Annotated in this window: 23 protein-coding genes; 11 read left to right on the forward strand and 12 right to left on the reverse strand. The window is 43.7% G+C overall.

Annotated features, from left to right (window positions below):
- Nucleotides 1-45: 45 nt before the first annotated feature.
- Nucleotides 46-954, reverse strand: coding sequence for a Gfo/Idh/MocA family protein (locus D9X91_RS19795; protein ID WP_121682385.1), 909 nt, complete (start codon nt 952-954; stop codon nt 46-48).
- Nucleotides 955-1126: 172 nt separating this feature from the next.
- On the opposite strand from D9X91_RS19795, the gene D9X91_RS19800 reads away from it, so the two are divergent.
- Nucleotides 1127-1249 (forward strand): DUF3934 domain-containing protein, encoded by a 123-nt coding sequence (locus tag D9X91_RS19800; protein ID WP_121682386.1) that lies wholly within the window; start codon nt 1127-1129, stop codon nt 1247-1249.
- A 107-nt stretch (nt 1250-1356) separates the two neighbouring features.
- Here the strand turns inward: D9X91_RS19800 and D9X91_RS19805 are convergent, their stop codons facing one another.
- Entirely contained in the window at nt 1357-2205 is an 849-nt protein-coding gene (locus tag D9X91_RS19805) for a thermonuclease family protein (RefSeq protein WP_121682406.1), read from the reverse strand.
- A gap of 336 nt (nt 2206-2541) precedes the next feature.
- On the opposite strand from D9X91_RS19805, the gene D9X91_RS22635 reads away from it, so the two are divergent.
- The gene (locus D9X91_RS22635; RefSeq protein WP_158598377.1) at nt 2542-2682 is read left to right on the forward strand and encodes a hypothetical protein; all 141 of its coding nucleotides are present in this window, start codon (nt 2542-2544) and stop codon (nt 2680-2682) included.
- Nucleotides 2683-2971: 289 nt separating this feature from the next.
- A complete protein-coding gene (locus D9X91_RS19810; RefSeq protein ID WP_148709096.1) occupies nt 2972-3418 on the forward strand; it encodes a hypothetical protein in 447 nt (148 codons plus the stop codon).
- A 259-nt stretch (nt 3419-3677) separates the two neighbouring features.
- Here the strand turns inward: D9X91_RS19810 and D9X91_RS19815 are convergent, their stop codons facing one another.
- Entirely contained in the window at nt 3678-3869 is a 192-nt protein-coding gene (locus D9X91_RS19815; protein ID WP_121682388.1) for a hypothetical protein, read from the reverse strand.
- Nucleotides 3870-3996: 127 nt separating this feature from the next.
- Between D9X91_RS19815 and D9X91_RS19820 the strand changes: the two genes are divergently transcribed.
- A complete protein-coding gene (locus D9X91_RS19820; RefSeq protein WP_121682389.1) occupies nt 3997-4287 on the forward strand; it encodes a hypothetical protein in 291 nt (96 codons plus the stop codon).
- Between the two features lie 99 nt (nt 4288-4386).
- On the opposite strand, the gene D9X91_RS19825 is transcribed toward D9X91_RS19820, so the two are convergent.
- Entirely contained in the window at nt 4387-5925 is a 1539-nt protein-coding gene (locus D9X91_RS19825; protein WP_121682390.1) for a vanadium-dependent haloperoxidase, read from the reverse strand.
- Between the two features lie 313 nt (nt 5926-6238).
- On the opposite strand from D9X91_RS19825, the gene D9X91_RS19830 reads away from it, so the two are divergent.
- The 4 genes from D9X91_RS19830 to D9X91_RS19840 all read left to right on the forward strand — a co-directional run bounded on the left by D9X91_RS19830 (nt 6239) and on the right by D9X91_RS19840 (nt 9838).
- Complete coding sequence (locus D9X91_RS19830) at nt 6239-7075, forward strand: alpha/beta fold hydrolase (protein ID WP_121682391.1); 837 nt, start codon at nt 6239-6241, stop codon at nt 7073-7075.
- Between the two features lie 147 nt (nt 7076-7222).
- Nucleotides 7223-7351, forward strand: a complete 129-nt coding sequence (locus D9X91_RS23075; protein WP_267900824.1) for a hypothetical protein — start codon at nt 7223-7225, stop codon at nt 7349-7351.
- Between the two features lie 35 nt (nt 7352-7386).
- The gene (locus D9X91_RS19835) at nt 7387-7863 is read left to right on the forward strand and encodes a GyrI-like domain-containing protein (RefSeq protein ID WP_121682392.1); all 477 of its coding nucleotides are present in this window, start codon (nt 7387-7389) and stop codon (nt 7861-7863) included.
- Nucleotides 7864-8398: 535 nt separating this feature from the next.
- Nucleotides 8399-9838 carry a S8/S53 family peptidase gene (locus tag D9X91_RS19840; protein ID WP_148709097.1) on the forward strand — a complete coding sequence of 480 codons (1440 nt, stop codon included), beginning with the start codon at nt 8399-8401 and terminating at the stop codon, nt 9836-9838.
- On the opposite strand, the gene D9X91_RS22390 is transcribed toward D9X91_RS19840, so the two are convergent.
- The gene (locus tag D9X91_RS22390; RefSeq protein WP_148709098.1) at nt 9819-10004 is read right to left on the reverse strand and encodes a hypothetical protein; all 186 of its coding nucleotides are present in this window, start codon (nt 10002-10004) and stop codon (nt 9819-9821) included. The genes D9X91_RS19840 and D9X91_RS22390 overlap by 20 nt on opposite strands.
- Nucleotides 10005-10117: 113 nt before the next feature.
- Here D9X91_RS22390 and D9X91_RS19845 point away from each other — a divergent pair, with 113 nt between their 5' ends.
- From D9X91_RS19845 to D9X91_RS19860, 3 genes are all read left to right on the forward strand, one after another.
- Nucleotides 10118-10480, forward strand: coding sequence for a hypothetical protein (locus D9X91_RS19845; RefSeq protein ID WP_121682394.1), 363 nt, complete (start codon nt 10118-10120; stop codon nt 10478-10480).
- Between the two features lie 478 nt (nt 10481-10958).
- Complete coding sequence (locus tag D9X91_RS19855; RefSeq protein ID WP_121682407.1) at nt 10959-12485, forward strand: alpha-amylase; 1527 nt, start codon at nt 10959-10961, stop codon at nt 12483-12485.
- Between the two features lie 131 nt (nt 12486-12616).
- Nucleotides 12617-13153: a DinB family protein gene (locus tag D9X91_RS19860; RefSeq protein ID WP_121682396.1), complete on the forward strand. Its 537-nt coding sequence runs from the start codon at nt 12617-12619 to the stop codon at nt 13151-13153.
- 68 nt (nt 13154-13221) lie between these two features.
- Here the strand turns inward: D9X91_RS19860 and cyoD are convergent, their stop codons facing one another.
- The 7 genes from cyoD to D9X91_RS22640 form a co-directional block, all read right to left on the reverse strand.
- Entirely contained in the window at nt 13222-13527 is a 306-nt protein-coding gene (gene cyoD, locus D9X91_RS19865) for a cytochrome o ubiquinol oxidase subunit IV (RefSeq protein WP_121682397.1), read from the reverse strand.
- A gap of 1 nt (nt 13528) precedes the next feature.
- Nucleotides 13529-14125, reverse strand: coding sequence for a cytochrome o ubiquinol oxidase subunit III (gene cyoC, locus D9X91_RS19870; RefSeq protein ID WP_121682398.1), 597 nt, complete (start codon nt 14123-14125; stop codon nt 13529-13531).
- Nucleotides 14125-16089 (reverse strand): cbb3-type cytochrome c oxidase subunit I, encoded by a 1965-nt coding sequence (locus D9X91_RS19875; RefSeq protein ID WP_121682399.1) that lies wholly within the window; start codon nt 16087-16089, stop codon nt 14125-14127. Before D9X91_RS19875 ends, cyoC begins: the two co-directional genes overlap by 1 nt.
- A 21-nt stretch (nt 16090-16110) precedes the next feature.
- The gene (locus D9X91_RS19880; protein ID WP_233569869.1) at nt 16111-17019 is read right to left on the reverse strand and encodes a cytochrome c oxidase subunit II; all 909 of its coding nucleotides are present in this window, start codon (nt 17017-17019) and stop codon (nt 16111-16113) included.
- A 284-nt stretch (nt 17020-17303) separates the two neighbouring features.
- Complete coding sequence (locus D9X91_RS19885; RefSeq protein ID WP_121682400.1) at nt 17304-17543, reverse strand: hypothetical protein; 240 nt, start codon at nt 17541-17543, stop codon at nt 17304-17306.
- A 142-nt stretch (nt 17544-17685) separates the two neighbouring features.
- Nucleotides 17686-19428: an ABC transporter ATP-binding protein gene (locus D9X91_RS19890; protein ID WP_121682401.1), complete on the reverse strand. Its 1743-nt coding sequence runs from the start codon at nt 19426-19428 to the stop codon at nt 17686-17688.
- A gap of 319 nt (nt 19429-19747) precedes the next feature.
- A partial coding sequence (locus tag D9X91_RS22640; protein ID WP_158598378.1) for a hypothetical protein occupies nt 19748-20345 on the reverse strand: 598 nt, incomplete at its 5' end.

Here is a 20345-nt window from a genome sequence, read left to right on the forward strand (position 1 = left end):
AGCGGCCGGAACGTCCCTTGCTTTTTTATGTATGTCCTTTTCTTCTTACGCTTCGGAATCAATTACTTTCACGATCCGTTCGCAAATTTCATGGGTAATCAGTGAATCTTCCATCGATGGATCAGGAGTCCGGTTATGCTGTACACAAGCAATGAAGTGGTCGATGATTTGATAAAACCCGCGTTTGAAGAGGGTAGGCTCCCAGTCGCCGAACTTAGTGATGCTCGTTTCTTTGTTATGGTAGTGCGTTGTTTCGACAAGGCTGTCGACGACATACTTATGGTTGCCGGTGGAATACTCTATAATTTCTTCCGTCACTCCGCCGTTTCGATTCATAACCCCCATCGCTGTACAATCTTCCCCGATGAGCTGGATGATTAGATGGTCCAGCATTTCCCCGTTTTTCTTGAACTGGACTTTTACGTCCTGTACTTCAGCATCCATAAGAAAGCGAAGCGTATCGACTACATGGATGAAATCCTCCACGACGAATCTTCTCACATAATCCGGTGCAGAAAAGCGATTTTTTTGCATGAGGATCAAGCTTGGCTTCCCGTGTTCATAAAGTTCTCTCACCCTTGGGATGAAACGCCTGTTAAAACCGACCATCGCAATCTTATCGGAATCTTTTGCAAGCCGTGCTATTTCCTTCGATTCTTCATACTGCATGGAGACCGGTTTATCAATGTATGTATGAATGCCGTTTTTGAGGAGTTTCTTAGCGATTTCAAAGTGCGCCTCTGTTGCCGTGCTGACAATGGCAGCATCGATTTGCTGCGAGATGAGCTCTTCGACCGACTGCACCTTTTTCTTAATCCTGTATTTCTTGGACAAAGTACTCAATGTTTTTTCGTTTCTCGTACATAGCACCAATTCAATATCCTCTCTTTCAGAAAGGACGGGCAAATAAGCCTTCTTGGCAATCGCTCCTAGGCCAATGATGCCGATTTTCATGTTCTTCACCCCTGTTTATGGATTCAAAGTCTTGCTCTATTTTAATAAGGATAACATGAATAATGAAAGAACTCAGCTTGAGAGATTTGCCTGGCAGAGACAATTTCCATTGGTTGAAAAGGATGCAAGGTGTTAGAATTGATGAACAACATGTAGAAAACGGAGTGAGAACATGACCAAAGCAAAAGGAAAGAGCGGTACTGGACAGGGAACGGGCAAAAAAGGCTGGAACCGTTGGCAGGCAAGCGCGAATAAGAAAAAGAGCGCGAAGCCTTATAAGAGTAAGAAGAAATAGCTTTACGCCAAAGAGGTTTGCGCAATAGCGAGTGTATCCTCAAAAATAAAAAGGGTTATGGTTTCGACAACCATAACCCTTTCTGTATTTTTAACTGCATCAAATTCTTACCGTTCGCATGCATAACCGTCTTTATCGCGGTCCATCTTTGCCTGATAGACTGGATGGCCTTCTGGAACACCGTGCGGATATTTCTTTCTTAATTCCGTACAGTTTGCAAAGATTTCTGTTCCGCCGCTGCTGGCTGGTGCACTTGGCTGTGTAGTGGCTGGATGACTCGTCGTCGTGCTGGTTTTCGGAGCCGTCGTCTTGGATGGTGTGCTCGCTTTGGCTTTCGTTGTCGAAGCTGCGCATCCATTGAATCCGCGGTCCGTTGCAAATCCCGATTTTGACCAGATGTGTAATTTCTGGGCTTTTGCTTTGGCTTCATCACTTTGATATTGAGCTAAATACTTATACGGTGGATCGTAGATGTATGCCACCCGTGCATAGCCCTCTTTTACCAATGTGTCCTGGACCGATTTCCCATCGACAAAGACATAAGCCAAAAGGCGGCCATATTTGTCCCGGTCGCTGCTTGCCTCAAATTCGAGGGTCAGCTTCCCGCTGTTCACCAATTGTTTATTCCGGTTGTAGGCATCCATGGCATACAATTGAACGCAGGTTCCCGGCTTTTTCTCCTCAGGTGTATCCACCAGCAAATACCGCACCGTTTCGACTTTGCCTTTGTAATTGACTTTGATCGTATCGCCGTCAACCGTTTGGACAAGTGTGACAGGCACTTGGTTTGAAGCGGTCTTCTGGCTCGAAACGGAACCGCTCGTATCGGCTTTTTTATTGCTTGAACCGTTTGTTGCCGTTTGTGACGCTGTGTCGTCTTTCTTAGTAGTCTCGCTGGTTGCCTCTTTCTTTATGGGTGCATCATTTTCCTGACTTGCCTCAGGTGCACACCCCATCGAAATGAAAGCCAAAATTAGCAAAGCTCCAATGAGTCCGGATATTTTCTTCCACACTTTTGCTACTCCCCCTGATTTTTCTTCTTAATTAATCAGCACAATTGCGCCGTTATTATTCTATCACTTTACCAATAAAGGTAATTCATTTTTTTATTGGAAATTTTTACTTAAAAAAGGGTCGGCATAAAAAAGTTAATTCGAGCATAAGGGTTAAAATCAAGCCTGCCACGCGAAAGTGAGGAATCTGCAAAAGAACTAAATATTTATATATTATTGCTTATAATTGGGGAGAGGGCCTTTGTACATAATTTCATCCAAATTTAAAGGAGGATTATCTTGTTAATGAAAGGTTTGTTAGATGAAATAGAAGTATTTAAAAGTTGGGCAGAAACAGCGGATCAATCGAATGGAGAATGGGAAACAGAGTATCTTGATTGGCAAAGAATATATTTTCATGGCAAATCGCCTATGCTTTAGGTGAAATAGTCGGGGACAAAGAGGCCATCCAGACTTTACTAATTAGATTTATGGAAAGACGAAGTAGAAGGCGTGAGAAGAAGGGCGTATGCTGCGTATGAAAAAACACTCGAATCTTAAGAAAGAATTACGTAGTTGAGGCGGTACATTGCGATATGCTAAGTCTATTTATGGAAGGAATATCCATACTATTGTTGAATACATATGATAGAGGGGGGATACATTGAAACGACTATTCATTTGTCTAGGGCTCATTTTGTTAACGCAGAGTGGATGCTCTTCTCCAACAATGAAACAGAAGATAATGAAAGCAAATTCAACACATCTTATCGTTAACGAGCACATTAATACATTATGGTACTTTCACTTAATCCTCGAAGACAGCTTGAAAGACCAACGGGAACATACTCTGGGAATGATCGATATGTATAAATTGCGCAATCCCCTTGAGTATCCCGCCCACTATCAGGAAAGCTCAAGTCTGACAAAAACTGATACTCAGCGTCTAATCGGCTTGTATAAAAATTTGGACAAATACTTGAGCCAGCTGAAGGATCGATTATCAGAAGATCAGCCATTAAATGAAACTGAAAAGGAATCCATAAAGAGGATGTTAGGGCCAGTTGACGAAGTGCAAAACATGGATATCAAGAATGACTTAGAGTATCAGCAGGTGGATGGGTTGAATGATTTGATTGAAGACTCGTTGGGAGACCTCGATATTAAAAAGGGCTGAATCCTAAATGGATCAGCCCTTTCAAAAAGAAGCAAAAACCATTATGGTTTTTGCTTCTTTATCTTTGCGTTATTCCAGTATGTCCAATAATCGCATTGAATCATCTTGATTTAATTTTTTGCAAGCATTCCTGCCTTGACAGAGTTCCACCGCATTGTTGCCGTATAGAATCCAAACACTGTATCCTGCGATTTTAGGGGACTCCCCGTCCTTTGGGTTAAAGTAAAATTGGTAGAATGGTTTGCTTTGAGGCTCCTTTTTATTTCTTATCCCATTGTGCAGCAATTTTCTGGATTACATCATAGTCCTCTTTTGAGATGCCCTTTCTTGACTCATCATAGGTCAGTGCCGAATCCTGTTTGTTCAGCACCATGGTCGCATAGCCTCTTGAACAGCCGGCAAGCCAAAAGATGGAACAGATCAAAACCAATCCTATTGAAATTCTCCTCATGATATCCCCCTGCATCCAATCTGGTGTTTATTCCCATTATATCGATATAGGGCGGAGTTTGTCTTGAACGAATCGAGGATTTGCCCTGTGGACATACTACTCAACAAGATGAAAGGGGCGAATCTGCATGAATGTTGATTTGACGGAGCTGCAAAATGAAATGCCCGATTTTGAGAGTCATTTGGAGGCAAGAGAATGGTTTAAAGAACGGTATGAAAATCGTTTTGTGTTGGAGGGAATGGCCGCCATTGACGGAAGACGAGTTTATTATTATCATCTCGTGAAGGATCCAGAAGTGTACGAGCAATATATGGAGAGCTTTGCAAGTGAGGAAAAACATCCAATCACAAACAGTGCTTCTTTTGAAAGCTATTCAACTGTTGAGATTAGTGAGGGTGGAACGGTCAGTTTTTCATAATAAAACAACATTTTGGGGTCTGACTCTCAGCGCGGTGACACTTTAACGCACTGAGGGTCAGACCCCTTTTATGGAAAACCCCTTAAAAAAATTTCCCCTCTATATAATAGTAATCGTTTCCCCATTGAATTTTGTGAGGGTAAAGCCATAAAAATTTTCATTATAAGTTTTTCCATAATCGCGGAGGATGCCGATGGCTACGGCTTCGCCGAGCTGCAGGCCATTGATGCCGCTGCTTCGGTAATGAACGCCTGCAGCATCCCGTCCAAGCGCGATGTTATATGCAAGCTTGTTCAGTTCTCCTTCAATGGTCAAAGGCGGCCCTTCGTATGGCTCCAATGTCAATCCATCACTGCTTGCAATCACAGGATTTGGAATTATATAAGATTCTTTGAAGTAGGCTTTCAACATGGTGACGATGGCACCGATGAATGCAGCATGACCAGCTGGATACGATGGGTGGGCAGGACAGCCTTCAGCATATGCTTGAGGCAGCAGGTATGATCCGAATTTTTCAAAAGACAGCGCCAGCGCTTCTGAATCCAACACTTCCGGATTGATCGGGTAGTTTGCAAAGCCTTTCAGCTTGTTTTGAATGCGGCCGCCAAACTCTTCCGGACGAAGCCTTCGATGGACAAGCCACTTTTGAAACCAGGCAGCTTCCAAGGCTGGGCGTCCTGCTCTGGCTGCGAAATCCAATATGTGCGGAGCCCCGAACGTAGCGAATCCCACTTGTGTTTTGGAATGAAGATAAGGATTGGCAGGATCCAGCGCCTCATCGCCAAAGCTAAGTAAAATGGAACAAGTCGTCACTGCATCCTGCACGGTGGAATCCTGATGAACGTACCATGCCAACCCCCGTTCATCCCTGATGTAGCGGGGAATGGGATCCAACATATTGGATTCATCAGGAAGCGCCCCATTTTGAACCGCCAGCCACTCAGGATAATCGGTCAAATAATCTTTATTTGGAATCGTCGTATGATATCGCTGAATGATCGTCGTTGCTCCGTAAGGGATGTCCTTCCAAAGGAATTGCGAGATATATGGACCGATCAAGGCCCCAGGGAGATTTTCACGAAATAAAATTTCTGGTGTGACTACTCCATCGATAGTTGGTCCTTGGTAACCATAAAGGGTTGAAAGCTCTTTTGCCGCGGCAATCGTCAGGGGATTAGTACTGTAGTCATTGAATGGTACATCGCGTGTCAGCGCCTGCCAATACAGCTCAACCATTTCACTTGCTGTTTGGGCGCTTCTGAAGGTAGGCGGGGGTGTCGTGGTCAATTGATGGCTGTCAGGGCCAGCGAGTTCGTATGCATATGCGGCTTGTGGATTAACAAGCTTCCTTTCGCCGCCAAGTGGGATATTTTCGAAGTCTTCCGGACAGCCGGTCTCTAAAGCATGAATATATGCGTAATAAGCAGGAAGATCGACCTCATCCAGAATATTATGGGGGAAGCCTTTGGAAAAATTCGCGATTTTATTGGGATAACGGTAGCTGTCACCGTTGCAAGGATGTGGCAGCAGTGGAAGCCGCTTATAATATTCAGCAGCCGCTTTCCTGATTTTAAAAGCCTTGATGCGCCTTATCGGCGGAGGAAATGGACCAAGTAAACAATACTTGTTATTGGTCATTCGCACACCTCCTTTCTTGATGAAATCTAGTATAGTGTATGTCCAAAAGTTGAAAATGATAGGGACAAACCCGCATTAATCTTCACTATGGTGCGCTGTAAAACCAGATATCAGCGAAAATGGGGATATATCTCCGAAAATCTGATTTTATCTACGAAATCGGGCAACATATCTACGAAAAAAACAATATATCGATTATTCAAGAGAAAACGACAATATTCGCCACGAATACGTGCTTCCTCACAAACAAGAAGGAATTTCAATCCTAGTGTCGAACATATATTCGTAAGAAGTAAAGAAGAGAGGGATATCTATGCCATTTTGCAAAGTAGATAACGCCAATATATATTATGAGGATTATGGAAGCGGGACGCCGATTGTGATGATTCATGGATTCACACCGGATCACCGGCTGATGAAGGGATGCATGGAGCCGGTTTTCCAGGAGTTTGATGGCTATAGGCGGCTTTACATCGACCTTCCAGGGATGGGGAGAACAAAGGATTATGAACAAATCCGAAACACAGATGGAATGTTGAAGGCAGTCATCCAGTTCATAAATGCGATGCTGCCAAACCAGCCATTTTTGATTGCGGGGGAGTCCTATGGCGGCTATTTGACAAGAGGGGTAATTGCCAAAATGCCCGATCGTATCTTGGGAGCAGCCTTCATCTGCCCGATGGTCATTCCGAATCATATTGATCGTACGCTTCCGAAACAAGCCCATCTCCATGTTGATCCTGAATTTGTGGCCACTTTGACGAAGGAAGAAGCAGAGGAATTTGGTTCTATGCACGTGGTGATGGACGAATATAACTGGAAGCGATTTAACGAGGAAATTATCGCAGGAATGAAATTGGCAGACGGCGAATTCTTGGAGAAACTATCACGAAATTATGGGTTTAGCTTTGATATCGATCAAGCGGAATTCCCTGAACCGAGTCTTTTCCTTGTGGGAAGACAGGATCACATTACAGGCTATCATGATGTGTATGAACTTTTGGAAAAATACCCAAGAGCCACATTTTCAACGCTTGACCTCGCTGGGCATAATTTGCAAATTGAGCAGCCAGATTTATTCAATGCCCATATTGAGGATTGGCTCCAGCGGGTGAAGCTGCATCAATCTGTCCAGAAGGTTGAAAAATAAGAGAAATTGAAACGATTACGGTATACCAATCGTATGAATATGTAAGAAATTTTAGATAAGGCGGTGAAACGTATCTGCAACCCTGATTGTTTGAGATGCCAAGAAGTGATGACGGAAGTGCAAGTCAACCCTAATGGTGGGGAGTTAATGATAGAATCATTGAAGACTGGGTTCTTTAAAGGGAAATTTTCCGGTGTGACTACCTTTGTCTGTACGGAATGTGGACATGTAGAGCTTTTCGCAAAAAATCCATCATTCTTCAAAAAAGAAGAATAATAGATAAACGAAATATTCTCAAGGAGGCAAGCTGAATGGAACCACGAATCAAAATCATCCAAGAAAAAAAGCTGATTGGCATGCATAAGGAGATGACATTAAGCGAGGATACGACATTCGAACTATGGCGAACCTTCATGCAAAACCGACGCCATATTGAAAATCGAGTGGATGATCAATTATATAATTTGAAAATCTTTCCGAAAGGCATCGACTTTATGAATTTCAGCCCGCACGATTCGTTTCAAAAGTGGGCAGCAGTCGAAGTGAGGGACTTTGATCAAGAAAAGGAAGAATTCGAACCATTTACGCTAAGTACAGGGCAATATGCTGTGTTTATCCATAAAGGTCGGGCAGACACATTCCCGCAAACCCTGCAGTATATTTTCGGGGAATGGCTGCCAGCCTCATCATTCCAATTGGACGACCGTCCTCATTTTGAACGGTTCACAAAGGAACATGATCGCTCAGACCCAGAGGTCGAGGAAGAAGTATGGATTCCCATTAAATGATGTTTGACGAATTGCCTATTTGAAGGAAGAGGTTGAGAAATCTCTAATGATTTGAAATAATTGGTATTAGAAGTCTGAGCAATTGGAGGGAAATACCAATGAATTTAGTCCTCGACTTATTAGGGATCCTTTCCTCGGCGTTGTTTCTCATCTATTTGGGAAAGTCAGGATTCAGCTGGGAAACAGCGGATGATGAGAGAGAAGAATGAAAATTTGGTAGATGTGGAGCACATTCAAAAACGAATGTGCTTCAGACTGTTGACAAACGTTCGCATTCTTCGTTGCTCGCCCTCTTCGGATGCTCATTATCCTCCTAGATAACTCCGCTCCTCATCAGGCTAGCGCCTCGAATGACAAGCGTTTTCATTCAGTCTGAACTTGCTGATTAAAAGATAAAAAGCACATTCAAAAATGAATGTGCTTTTTATTATGCAATGAAATAAAAGATTGAGTTTTCAGATTGTTTTTGAAATAATTGGAATATCGATTGATCAGCATGACCGATGCTTTTTTCATTGAAGGAGGAATGAGAGGGTTGACGTTTCCAGAACCATCATGGGCAAGGTTGGGATTTCCAGAGCCACCTGACCCCGTTACGTCCGGGGAGGGGGTGGGAATTGTGATCCTCGATAAGCTGGATAATCCCCAGCATTTTCGCCACCTGGGAAGCAGATTGAATAAAATCTCTGTGAATGATGATTTGTCCGTATCGTGCTCAACATTTTGCTATGATCATTCTCCTTTAACTGAGTTTGGTCATGGAGATTGTGTTTTACAGCTTTTAGCACAGCGGCCATTCGAATTTCAAGGAAAAGTGCATGTGGGCATTTCACCTGCGGCAACGTTTTATCTATTAGATGAAACAGACCCTTTAAAAATAAAAAAAGGTCTTGAGTGGGTCGTTCAGAAAAAGAATGAATGGAATATCAAAATTGTCCTAAACCTGTCTGTTCCTTCACCGCTGACCCTTTTTCAACCATCTTTTTCAGATCCTTTGTCACAAGCATTGCTGCCTGTAATCGAATCCGATCTCTTGGTCGTTGCCGCGAATGGGAATTCCAAAGCGCATATTAACTTGCATCCGATCGAATTTTTTACGGTTGGAGGCTTTGATGACCACGGTTCTCATGATCCGGAGAATTATCGTGACCACCCTGTCGTCCCGTTTGGTCTTAATGGGGATGGCCACTTCAGGCCAGATGTATCTGCACCATTCGATCAGCTTCCGGTCGCGATGATGGAGGAGGAACTTGTCTATTTTTCTGGCTCCTGTGGAAGTTCGTCCTTGGTTGCAGGAGTTTGTGCCTATATGTTTTCAATTTTCCCGGAACTTGATAATGAGACCCTTAAATATTTGTTAACAGTCTCTGGATTTTCATTAAAAGAGAGCGAAAATCAAGCAATGACCGTCCATGTCCAAAGGGCAGCCGAGTTGCTGAAGTCAGCGAAATTGCCAGTGAACAAAAGCAGCTCTATTAAAATCAATCCTGGGAATTGCACCATTTCCTCTAAAAACCCTATTGAAAGAACGTTGGCAATGACAGGGCAAGTCCATCACCATATACTATCTCGGGAAAGGCTTTGGGAGCTAGTCCATGATGAATCACCATTGGTATGTAAAAATGCTATTTTAGCCTTAAGTCAAACCACATTACATGCTGATGAAAAAGAAGAATTTTGGTCGCTTTTCCATCTTGCCACAAACCAGGGAGAAAAAAATGGAATCAAGGAGAGGCTGCTCTATGCACTATTGGAACAAGCCACATCTGAAGATTTAGACAAATGGATGGAACTTGTAAAGGATGAGAATATAGATGCATGGCTGTGCTTGCGTTTGTACCTTCAAAAGTTTTATCCTTCTGCCCCTAATATGACGCACGAGAGCAAGCCTGACCCATCAATCACTGCCAAGGAGTCAATACGTTTGATGGACTGGTATCAATCCTTAGACAGTTTTAATACGAACCAAAGGTAATCGGCGACTTCCAATAAGGGGTTCCATATACATTTGACGTCATGGGCACATACTTCATATGTGGCAGAGCTCCGTGATGCGGATAAAAATAAGCATAAGACTGGTGATTAAAAAGGGCGTGGCAGTAGCCGCTGGCTGATGGGCCCGTTACGATTGTCTTGACCATTTCCTGCACCTCTTTTCTATTTTTTATTAACATATGACGATCATCGAATTGGGACACGGCATCTGCCATAGATTTTAAGTGTGTTAATCGATAAACATAAAGGAGAACAGAATATGAAACAAAATAGTATTTTCTTAATGCTGCTGCCAGTTCCTTTTTTCTTTCATTATTATGAATATTGGAACCATGCCAATGGTCATGAAGCGCGATTTTTAATGTTAGGTTTTCTTTTAGTGACTGCCACTGCTGGCATCGTTGCCCGAAGGTTGAACCTCGGCAAGCTGCTTGTATTAAATACCATCACAGCAATAATTTCCTTGGTGCTTGGTCATTTATTCATCCCGAATGACATGGCGTGGTTCACTCCGTTCGGCAGGGATGCCGCCATCATTTTCATTGGGGCCATATACTGTTTCGGACAGCTTGTCATTAAGGGGGCAGGCAGAATTTTATTCAGACAAAAATCAAGTGTGTGAGGAGCTAAGAGATGACAAGAGTGAAAGTGTTTTTTAAAAAAGATTCTGATATTTTAAGAGACATAATTTTGTTCGTGATTGGTTTCAGTTTTGGGTTCTACAAACTCTTTTTTCAGCATTCTCATCTCATTTCATCAAAAATACAAGGGGGAGTGCTGCTTGTTGCAGCAGTTACCTTTTTAATTCCTCAAAAGGATAAACGCCATAAATAGGAAAAATTAACCTGTTATTATGTAAGCGTTTGCACTAAGATGAAAATAGATTTTAAAATAGGACCGGGACTCTGCTTAAGGGAGAGAAACAGATCCTTTGTTTTTGTTTATTGTGCAAACGATTGCGCTTTTAATTACATCTTATATGACAGCACATGTACCATATGTAAATCCCAAGAAGAGTCGAAAGGTGGAGCGGCTGGCCGGAAATTGGAGTGCATCTTATGAACAGTCATGAAAATGAACTGAATGGAGGTATTCTAGCTATGGCAAAAAGATGGATTTCTGCTTTTTTTGTTATGATGTGTGCTGTTCTCATATTTCCGATTCAACAAGCTTCCGCAAGTACATCCATAAATGGAACGATGATGCAGTATTTTGAATGGTATTTACCGAATGATGGATCGCTTTGGAACAATTTAAACAATGATGCTTCCCATTTGAAAAATATCGGGATTACAGGGGTATGGATCCCGCCAGCCTATAAAGGTCAGGGGCAGAGTGATGTCGGCTACGGCGTCTACGATATGTATGACCTGGACGAATTCAATCAGAAGGGAACCGTTCGGACTAAGTATGGGACGAAGGCGCAGCTGCAATCTGCCATCTCAAGTCTTCATAATAATCAAATACAAGTATACGGAGATACCGTGTTGAATCATCGGATGGGGGCGGATGCCACCCAATGGTACAATGCGGTGGAAGTCGATCCGAACAATCGGAACAACACGACATCAGGCGCATATGACATTCAGGCATGGACCGTTTTCAATTTCCCTGGAAGAGGCAACACGTATTCAAGCTTCAAGTGGGATGCCAGTGACTTTGACGGTGTCGATTGGGATCAGTCCCGACAGCTGTCAGGCAGGGTCTACCGTTTCACGAATAAAGGCTGGGATTGGGAAGTCGACGGCCAAAATGGGAATTACGACTACTTGATGGGGGCAGATGTCGATTATGACAATTCTGCTGTCGTAGCCGAAACAAAGAATTGGGGCAATTGGTTCGTCAATACGCTGAACCTTGACGGAATGCGGATCGATGCCGTGAAACATATCAAGTTCAGCTTCATGAGCAACTTTGTCAATAGTGTCCGCAATTCGACGGGCAAGAACTTATTTGCTGTTGGAGAGTACTGGAATAATAGTTTAGGAGCGCTTGAAAACTACGAGAACAAGGTCGGCTGGAATATGTCGCTCTTTGATGTCCCGCTTCATTACCGCCTGCAGGATGCTTCCAACAGCAGTGGTAATTATGATATGAGATATTTATTCGACAGTACGATGATGCAGAATCATCCCGTACAGGCTGTAACATTTGTTGACAATCATGACACCGAACCGGGGCAGTCGCTTCAATCCTTTGTACAAAGCTGGTTCAAACCGCTTGCCTATGCGTCCATTCTGACTCGGGAACAAGGGTATCCTTGTGTTTTCTATGGAGACTACTATGGCATCCCTTCCAAAGGTGTGCCAGCAGGAAAGACCTGGATTGATAAGCTTCTTCAGGCAAGAAAGAACAACGCGTATGGGACTCAGCACGACTATTTGGATGATGCAAATGTGATCGGCTGGACGAGGGAAGGGGATTCCTCCCATCCAAACTCCGGCTTGGCGACACTGATCGATGACGGCCCAGGAGGCGACAAATGGATGTATGTAGGCACTTCTCATGCCAATCAAACGTGGTACGACATTACTGGCAACCGTACTGACAAAGTCACCATCGATAGCAATGGCTGGGGACACTTTTATGTGAATGGCGGATCCGATTCCGTCTATGTCCCGCAGTAACTTTTTGAGAGGAAACCCCTCATTGTGCTTTAATCAACGCAACAAACACCTTTCATATTTTTAGCAGGAATATGCAGAAAAAAATGGAACTAGTAATATGAAGCGAAGCAAGAAAAAGAAAGGTGATCAAAATGAATACAACAGAGGATCAACGCTTTATTTGCGACAGAAAACCCGGATATTCCCCTTCCATAGGTAGGTTGATATCGATGATGGAGTATACGCGAATGACGACCCTGGAGGCGGTGGCAGGGCTGACTGCCGAAGAGCTGGATTATCGGATTGACGGCAAGGGAAATTCGATTGGATGCCTTCTCTATCACATGTACTGCGTGGAAGAGGTGTATCAAATATTGACTTTTGAAGATCGCGAACCAACTGCAGAAGAGCTCCTAAAGCTCGATATAGGATTGGATCTCGGGGAAAAAGCCCACGAAGAAATCTATGGAAAAGAACTAGGTTTTTATTCGGAACGATTACATTCCGCTAGAGAACGTACACTAAAAGAGTTTAAACATGTAGACGATGAGTGGCTGGATGTCGTTTCTCCATTCGGACCGAAGCATCAAGCCAATCACTATTTCCGCTGGTTCCATGTCTTTGAAGATGAATTGAACCACCGCGGGCAGATCCGTCTTATTCGTAATCATATGAAGAGGAATGGCTGAAATTATTGAAATTAAAATTATTAGAGCAAAAAAGAGTCCGGATGTTTTCATCCGGACTCTTCCTTTGGTTAAGCTACTTGTGCATTGAAAGCCATGATCCACATGGAGCCAGCTACAATGACAATAACAATGAACAATCCCAGTATAAGTCCCCATACATTATAACGTGGTTTTTCTCCATCTCTAATGTGCATGAAGAAGAATAATTGAACCAATAATTGTAGGACCGCCATCGTGATGATGGCTACGATTAATGCAGTTCCTGTCAGCACGTGCTTCAAGGTAAGCACCAACGGTATGATCGTCAAGACGATTGAGGCGATGAAGCCAGTGACATAAGCTTTGACGGAACCGTGTGATTCTTGATGCGACATCCTACATCACCCCCATTAAATAAACGATCGTTAAGAGGAAAATCCAGACGACATCGAGAAAATGCCAGTATAAACTGATCATGGTAACTTTTCTTTTCATGACTGACGTAATGCCATCCGTTTTTAACTGAATCATGATGCTGATCATCCAAACGAGCCCGACAGATACGTGCAGCCCGTGGGTTCCGACTAAAGTGAAGAAGGCTGATAAGAAGGCGCTCCTCGAAATCGTTGCTCCTTCTGCAATCATGTTGGAGAATTCGTTGATCTCAAGTCCTACAAATCCCATTCCCAAGAGTGCGGTGATAATTAGCCAGCCGATCAGCTGATTTACTTTTCCTTTATGCAGGGCCAATGTTGCCAGTCCGCTCGTGAAACTGCTGGTCAACAGAAGGAAAGTTTCTGTAATATAACCTGGTGCTTCGAATAATTCCTTGCCCGTTGGACCTCCGTCAAAGTGTGTACGCAGCACCATGAACGTAGCGAATAAGGTGCCAAAAAGGAGTACGTCCGTCACAAGGAAAATCCAAAATCCAAGGATGCTCAAGTCTTCATGATGTTCATGGTTGTCATTTGAATGAGAAATGGCTTGTGACATTATACCAACCTCCCATACTTAGATTCTGTTTTTCTGATTTGTTCCACTGGAATATAGTAATCATTGTTTTTGGAGAAGGAACGGGCCAGCATACAGCCTGCAACTCCAGCCAATCCTATGACGATCATCCACGTCCAGCCGAATGTAAAGCCAAATCCAGCGACAAACCAGAATGCAGACATGATAAATGGAATGCCGGAATTCTTTGGCATATGGATCGGTTTTAAATCTTTTTCTTTAATCTTGTTATCCAGACCTTCTTCCTTCCTTCTCCAGAAGTCATCTCTTCCCTTTACTTCCGGCAATACGGCAAAGTTATATTCAGGCGCAGGTGATGGAATGGACCATTCGAGTGTGTGGCCATCCCATGGATCGCCAGTCGTATCGCGTTCACCATACTTGATGCTATAGAGGATCTGCCATACTTGGAAGATGAATCCTATTCCCATAAATACCGCCCCGATCGATGAAATCAGGTTCAATGGCGCCCAGCCCATATCCCAGCCATAGGTGTAGACGCGGCGGGTCATGCCCATGAATCCGAGTGCATACTGAGGCATGAAGCAGACATAGAAGCCAATGTTCCAAAGCCAGAATGCCCATAGTCCAAGTTTTACATTCAATTTGAAGCCAAACATTTTTGGCCACCAGTAATATAGGCCGGCAAGGTAGCCGAATACGACTCCACCGATCAACGTTTGGTGGAAGTGGGCGATCAAGAAGTAGCTGTTATGATATTGATAATCTGCAGGTGCCACAGCCAGCATGACACCTGTTGCCCCACCAACGAGGAAGGTAGGGATGAATGCAAGAGTCCAAAGCATCGGCTGTGTGATGCGGATTCGTCCGCGGAACATCGTGAACAGCCAGTTGAATATCTTGACGCCTGTCGGGATGGCGATGGCCATCGTCGTAATGGCAAAGAATGCATTGACATTGGCGCTTGCCCCCATGGTGAAGAAATGGTGAACCCATGTGAAATAACCTAATACACTGATGATCATCAAAGAGAACACCATGGATTTATATCCGAAAATTTTCTTTTTGGAGAAGGTGCTGACTACTTCCGAATAGATGCCGAATGCCGGCAAAACAACGATATACACTTCAGGGTGGCCCCACATCCAGATCAAGTTGACGTACATCATCGGATTTCCACCGTGCAGCATCGTAAAGAAATGAGCCCCGGCAAATCGGTCAATGAATAAAAGTGCCAAGGTAACTGTTAAAACCGGAAATGCAAGAAGGATCGTCAAGCAGCTTGCCAGGACGGACCATGAAAATAACGGCATATCCATCAGTTTCATGCCTTTTGTGCGCATTTTCAGGATGGTAACGGTAAAGTTGATCCCTGATGCCAGACTTCCAACCCCGGAAAGCTGAATGCCCCATATGTAGAAGTTTTCCCCTACGCCAGGGCTTGTCGTAAGTTCGGATAAAGGCGGATATGCCAGCCATCCAGCCGCCGGTGATCCTCCAATGACAAACGACAGATTAAATAACATAGCTCCAAAGAAAAACATCCAAAAGCTCAGTGCATTCAAAAATGGATACGCAACGTCCCTGGCACCGATTTGAAGCGGTACTGCAATATTGAATAACCCGAACATCAACGGCATGGCCATGAATAAGATCATGATGGTACCGTGGGTTGTGAAAATTTCATTATAGTGTTCTGATTGCAGAAAATGTATGTTAGGCAAGGCAAGCTGAGCTCTCATCAAGAGCGCGTCAACCCCGCCGCGGAATAGCATCAACAGGGATGCGATGATATACATGATTCCAATTTTCTTATGATCGACAGTCGTCAGCCATTCACGCCAAAGCCATCCCCATTTTTTGAAATAGAACAGGACAAAGATGATCGCGGCCATGGTCAGGCCGATCGCTACATCCGCTCCGTAAATTAAAGGGTCCCCCGTTACAAAGAAATGAGAGGCAAAGTCTTTTAAGTTATCCAGCATTGTAGGTTTCCTCCCTTTCTATCAATGCTTCATGTCCATATTGGACATATCATTTTTATTTTGATCCATGTTCATGTACTGGCCGCCATTTTTATCAATGACTTTCCTGAAACGTGCTTCTGGATATGATGAATATGATTTCACATGAGATAATCCTTGTTTTTTCAATTTAGCGTAATCATCATTCGTCATGGCAGGAGCAGTGTCCTTCACATGCTTCACCCATTGATTAAACTCGGATTGAGGCTTGGCAATCACGTTGAATCTCATATGCGCGAATCCTTCCCCTGTGAAGTTGGCTCCGCTTCCGAAGTACGTTCCCGGTTGATCTGCTTGAAGCCATAGCCTCATTGCCATTCCCGGCATCGTGTACTCTTGTCCGCCAAGCTGCGGTACCCAGAAGGAATTCATCGGACCATCCGCCGTCAATTCAAATTGAACAGGAACGCCGGCTGGAATTTCCACATAGTTGACAGTGGCAACCCCTTGATCTGGGTATTCAAACAACCATTTCCAGTCAAGTGATGTCACTTGGATAGTGATTGGATTCACATTTTTAACAGGTGGTTTTGTTAAAGTATGAACACCTTTGACAGTATAAACGCCTAATATCCCGATAATGACAATCGGGATGCCCCACCAAATCACTTCCAAAACTTTGCTGTCATCCCATTTTGGTTGATAAAGGGCTTTGTTGCCAGGCTTATCGCGGTAGCGCACCAAAATATAAACAAGTATGGCCAAAACAGGTATTACCACGATGGCACAAAGCAGCACCGAAAGATAAATTAAATGAAGTTCCGTTCGGCCAACAGGCCCTTTTGGATCGAGGACTATGAGCTGGTCACTGCTGCATCCCGATAAAAAGAAAGCAGCGAACGCAACAAGCCCTGCAGCCTTTATTCCATTGAGCAAACCACGTTTTTTCACATCTAGTCATCTCCTCTTAAACACTCGCTCAATAAAATAGTGTTTGATTTAACTTGGATTGCGATATAATCATACTCCCGGAAGGATAAAAATGGGATAGGTGAAAAAAGATGTTAACGAAATTGACAAAATTGCTGTAAAAGAAAATTCGAATTTAAGACAACAATTTGTAAAATTTCACAAATCAACCCGCTTGACTCTAAGCAAATCTCCATCTGCAGGGCACAAAAAAAAGCACATGCATCAAAAGACGCAAGTGCTCTATAGATAGAGTTGTATAAAGATTATGATGGATCAGGTTCCAATTCGTTTTTATTTGGGTGCATTTGCATCGCCTGAAAAGCAGCTCCGATGATCAGCGTTTGAATACCGCCAATGATGAAGCCAAGAGAAACCATTAACACTAAATTTTTGTCACTGAAATTGTAAATGCTCAAGCAAGTGGCAATAATCCCTGCAATAATTGTCAGCAGACCAAATCGTTGTAAAAGAACAGCAGGCTTATGCCTTTCATTCTTTTTCATGTTAATCACTCCATAATAGTAATTTACGAAATATTCTTACTATTATTATAACACCATTTTGACAAAAAATGTTCATAAAATGTTCACGATATATTCAATAATTGTAAAAAAACTGCCTGCTAATTTGCAGACAGTCAATTTTTTATACGTGCATTTCAAACTGCTTGGAATAAAGGTTGGAATAGGCTCCGCCCTTTGCTAGCAGTGAATCGTGTGTACCTTGCTCTGTAATGCCGCCATCGGTCAGGACGATGATGCGCTGCGCATTTCTGATGGTTGAAAGGCGATGGGCGATCACAAGTGTTGTCCGACCTTGGGCCAAGGATTCCAGTGATTCCTTGATGATGCTCTCACTTTCGTTATCGAGTGCACTCGTCGCCTCATCCAGAATAAGCAGCGGTGGATTCTTTAAAAATACACGGGCGATGCTGATCCGCTGCTTCTGACCGCCGGACAGCCTGACGCCGCGCTGCCCGATTTCAGCGTGATAGCCGTCCGGCAGACTTAGGATAAAGTCATGGGCATTGGCTCGTTTAGCAGCATGAATCACTTCTTCATCGCTTGCATCAGGATGGCCGTAGCGAATATTCTCGATGACCGTTCCATCGAAAAGGTACACATCCTGCTGAACAATCCCAATGCTGTTTCGCAAGCTTTGCAAATCCATTTCCTTTACGTTGATTCCATCCAGCAGCACCTCACCGGCGGTTACATCATAAAAGCGCGGAATGAGCGAGCAAAGCGTCGTTTTTCCTGCACCGGATGGCCCGACGACCGCCACATATTCTCCCGGCTTCACATGAAGTGACAGGTCCTGCAGTACATCCTTCAGATGATCTTCGTAGCGGAATGATACATGATTGAATGCAAGTTCTCCCCGCACATTTGGCAAGGTGAAGGGATTTGGCGGGTTCTCAATCGCAGGCTGAAGATTCATGATTTCCATAAAGCGCTGAAATCCCGTGATCCCTTCCTGAAACTGTGTGCTCATATGAGTCAATCGCTGAATCGGTTCAATCATAAATCCTATATACAAGAGAAACGTGATTAAATCCGCTAAATCCAAGGTATGATGGACGATGCTGGCACTGCCGAAGATGACGACTGTGAACGTAATCAACTGGATAAACATCTGAATACCGTTATAGAAATAGGCTTCCGCTCTATACGTACTTTTCCGGCTATCAAAGAAGCGAGTATTGGCCCGATTGAACTTTTCGACTTCTACATGTTCGTTCGCAAATGATTTAACGACCCGGATTCCGGCAAGGCTATCCTCCACCTGTGCGTTTACATCTGCAATCCGCTCTTTGTTTCGATTCATCGCCCGATTCAATATTTTATTAAAAAATAAGGCAAAGACACCGAGGAATGGCAGGAAGCAAAAAACGGCAATGGTCAATGGGGCATTGATGAAAAACAAGATCACAAACGCACCGATGAAACGGACCGAATACTTGACGTAATCTTCAGGCCCGTGGTGATACAGCTCCGACAAAAGAAGCAAGTCGTTTGTGATACGGGACATGAGCTTGCCTGTTTTCTCCTTATCAAAAAAACTGAACGAAAGCTTTTGTATATGCGCGAACAGCTCGCTGCGCATATCACTTTCCATCCGTGCACCGACCTCATGCCCTTTATAATCGACAAAGAAGTTCCCGATATTCTCGAGTGCGATGATCACCAGCATCAGACCGCCAATCCAATACACCTTTGTCAATGCAGTGGTCAAATCCCCCGCCAGCACATCCTTCGTCACATACCTCACAAGTAATGGAAACACGAGCGTCAAGCCCGATACGATAAACGCACACGTCAAGATTGACAGATAAAGCCCCAAATAAGGCTTATAATACGAAAAAAACTTTTTAATTGGAAAATTCATGAGTTACCCCTTTATGTGTTGTTTTTATTTGAACACATATAAGGGGGAAGTTCCCTTTACATTAAGAACGCACTCCACCCTTATATGCTTGAATGGATTGATTCATTGTTTTTCTCATTTAACTTCCTCCTCGTTCGTTGATACATATATTGTAAACGATTTCTTACCGGTGTGATTAATATATTTGAAATGATAGAGAGATATTTTTAAGGGGTCTGACCCGCTATGCAGTACAGCTTTAAAGTGTGGATGGGGGTCTGACCCGCTATGCAGTACAGCTTTAATGTGATAAGTCGGTTGGCGGGGAGTCTGATGACCTTCAGCGGCTCCCTTCCAGGCTGAAGGTCATCAGAAGGTAGATCAGATGCCCGTCAAAAGTGGAAATTGAAATAAAGGGAATCAGAATGGGGAACAGGTGCCCGTCGTGAGGGGAAAGTGAAATAAAGGGAATCAGAATGGGGTTCAGATGCCCGTCGAGAGCGAAATTTGAAATAAAGGGGATCAGAATGGGGAACAGGTGCCCGTCGTGAGGGGAAAGTGAAATAAAGGGAATCAGAATGAGGTTCAGATGCCCATCGAGAGTGAATTTTGAAATAAAGGGGATCAGAATGGGGTTCAGGTGCCCGTCGAGAGTGGAATTTGAAATAAAGGGAATCAGAATGGAGATCAGGTGCCCGTCGAGAGCGAAATTTGAAATAAAGGGAATCAGAATGGGGTTCAGATGCCCGTCGAGAGCGAAATTTGAAATAAAGGGAATCAGAATGGAGATCAGGTGCCCGTCGTGAGGGGAAAGTGAAATAAAGGGAATCATAATGGGGTTCAGATGCCCGTCGAGAGCGAAATTTGAAATAAAGGGAATCAGAATGGAGATCAGGTGCCCGTCGTGAGTGGAAAATGGAATAAAGGGAATCAGAATG

The organism is Falsibacillus albus (genome assembly GCF_003668575.1).
Lineage (GTDB): Bacteria > Bacillota > Bacilli > Bacillales > DSM-25281 > Falsibacillus > Falsibacillus albus.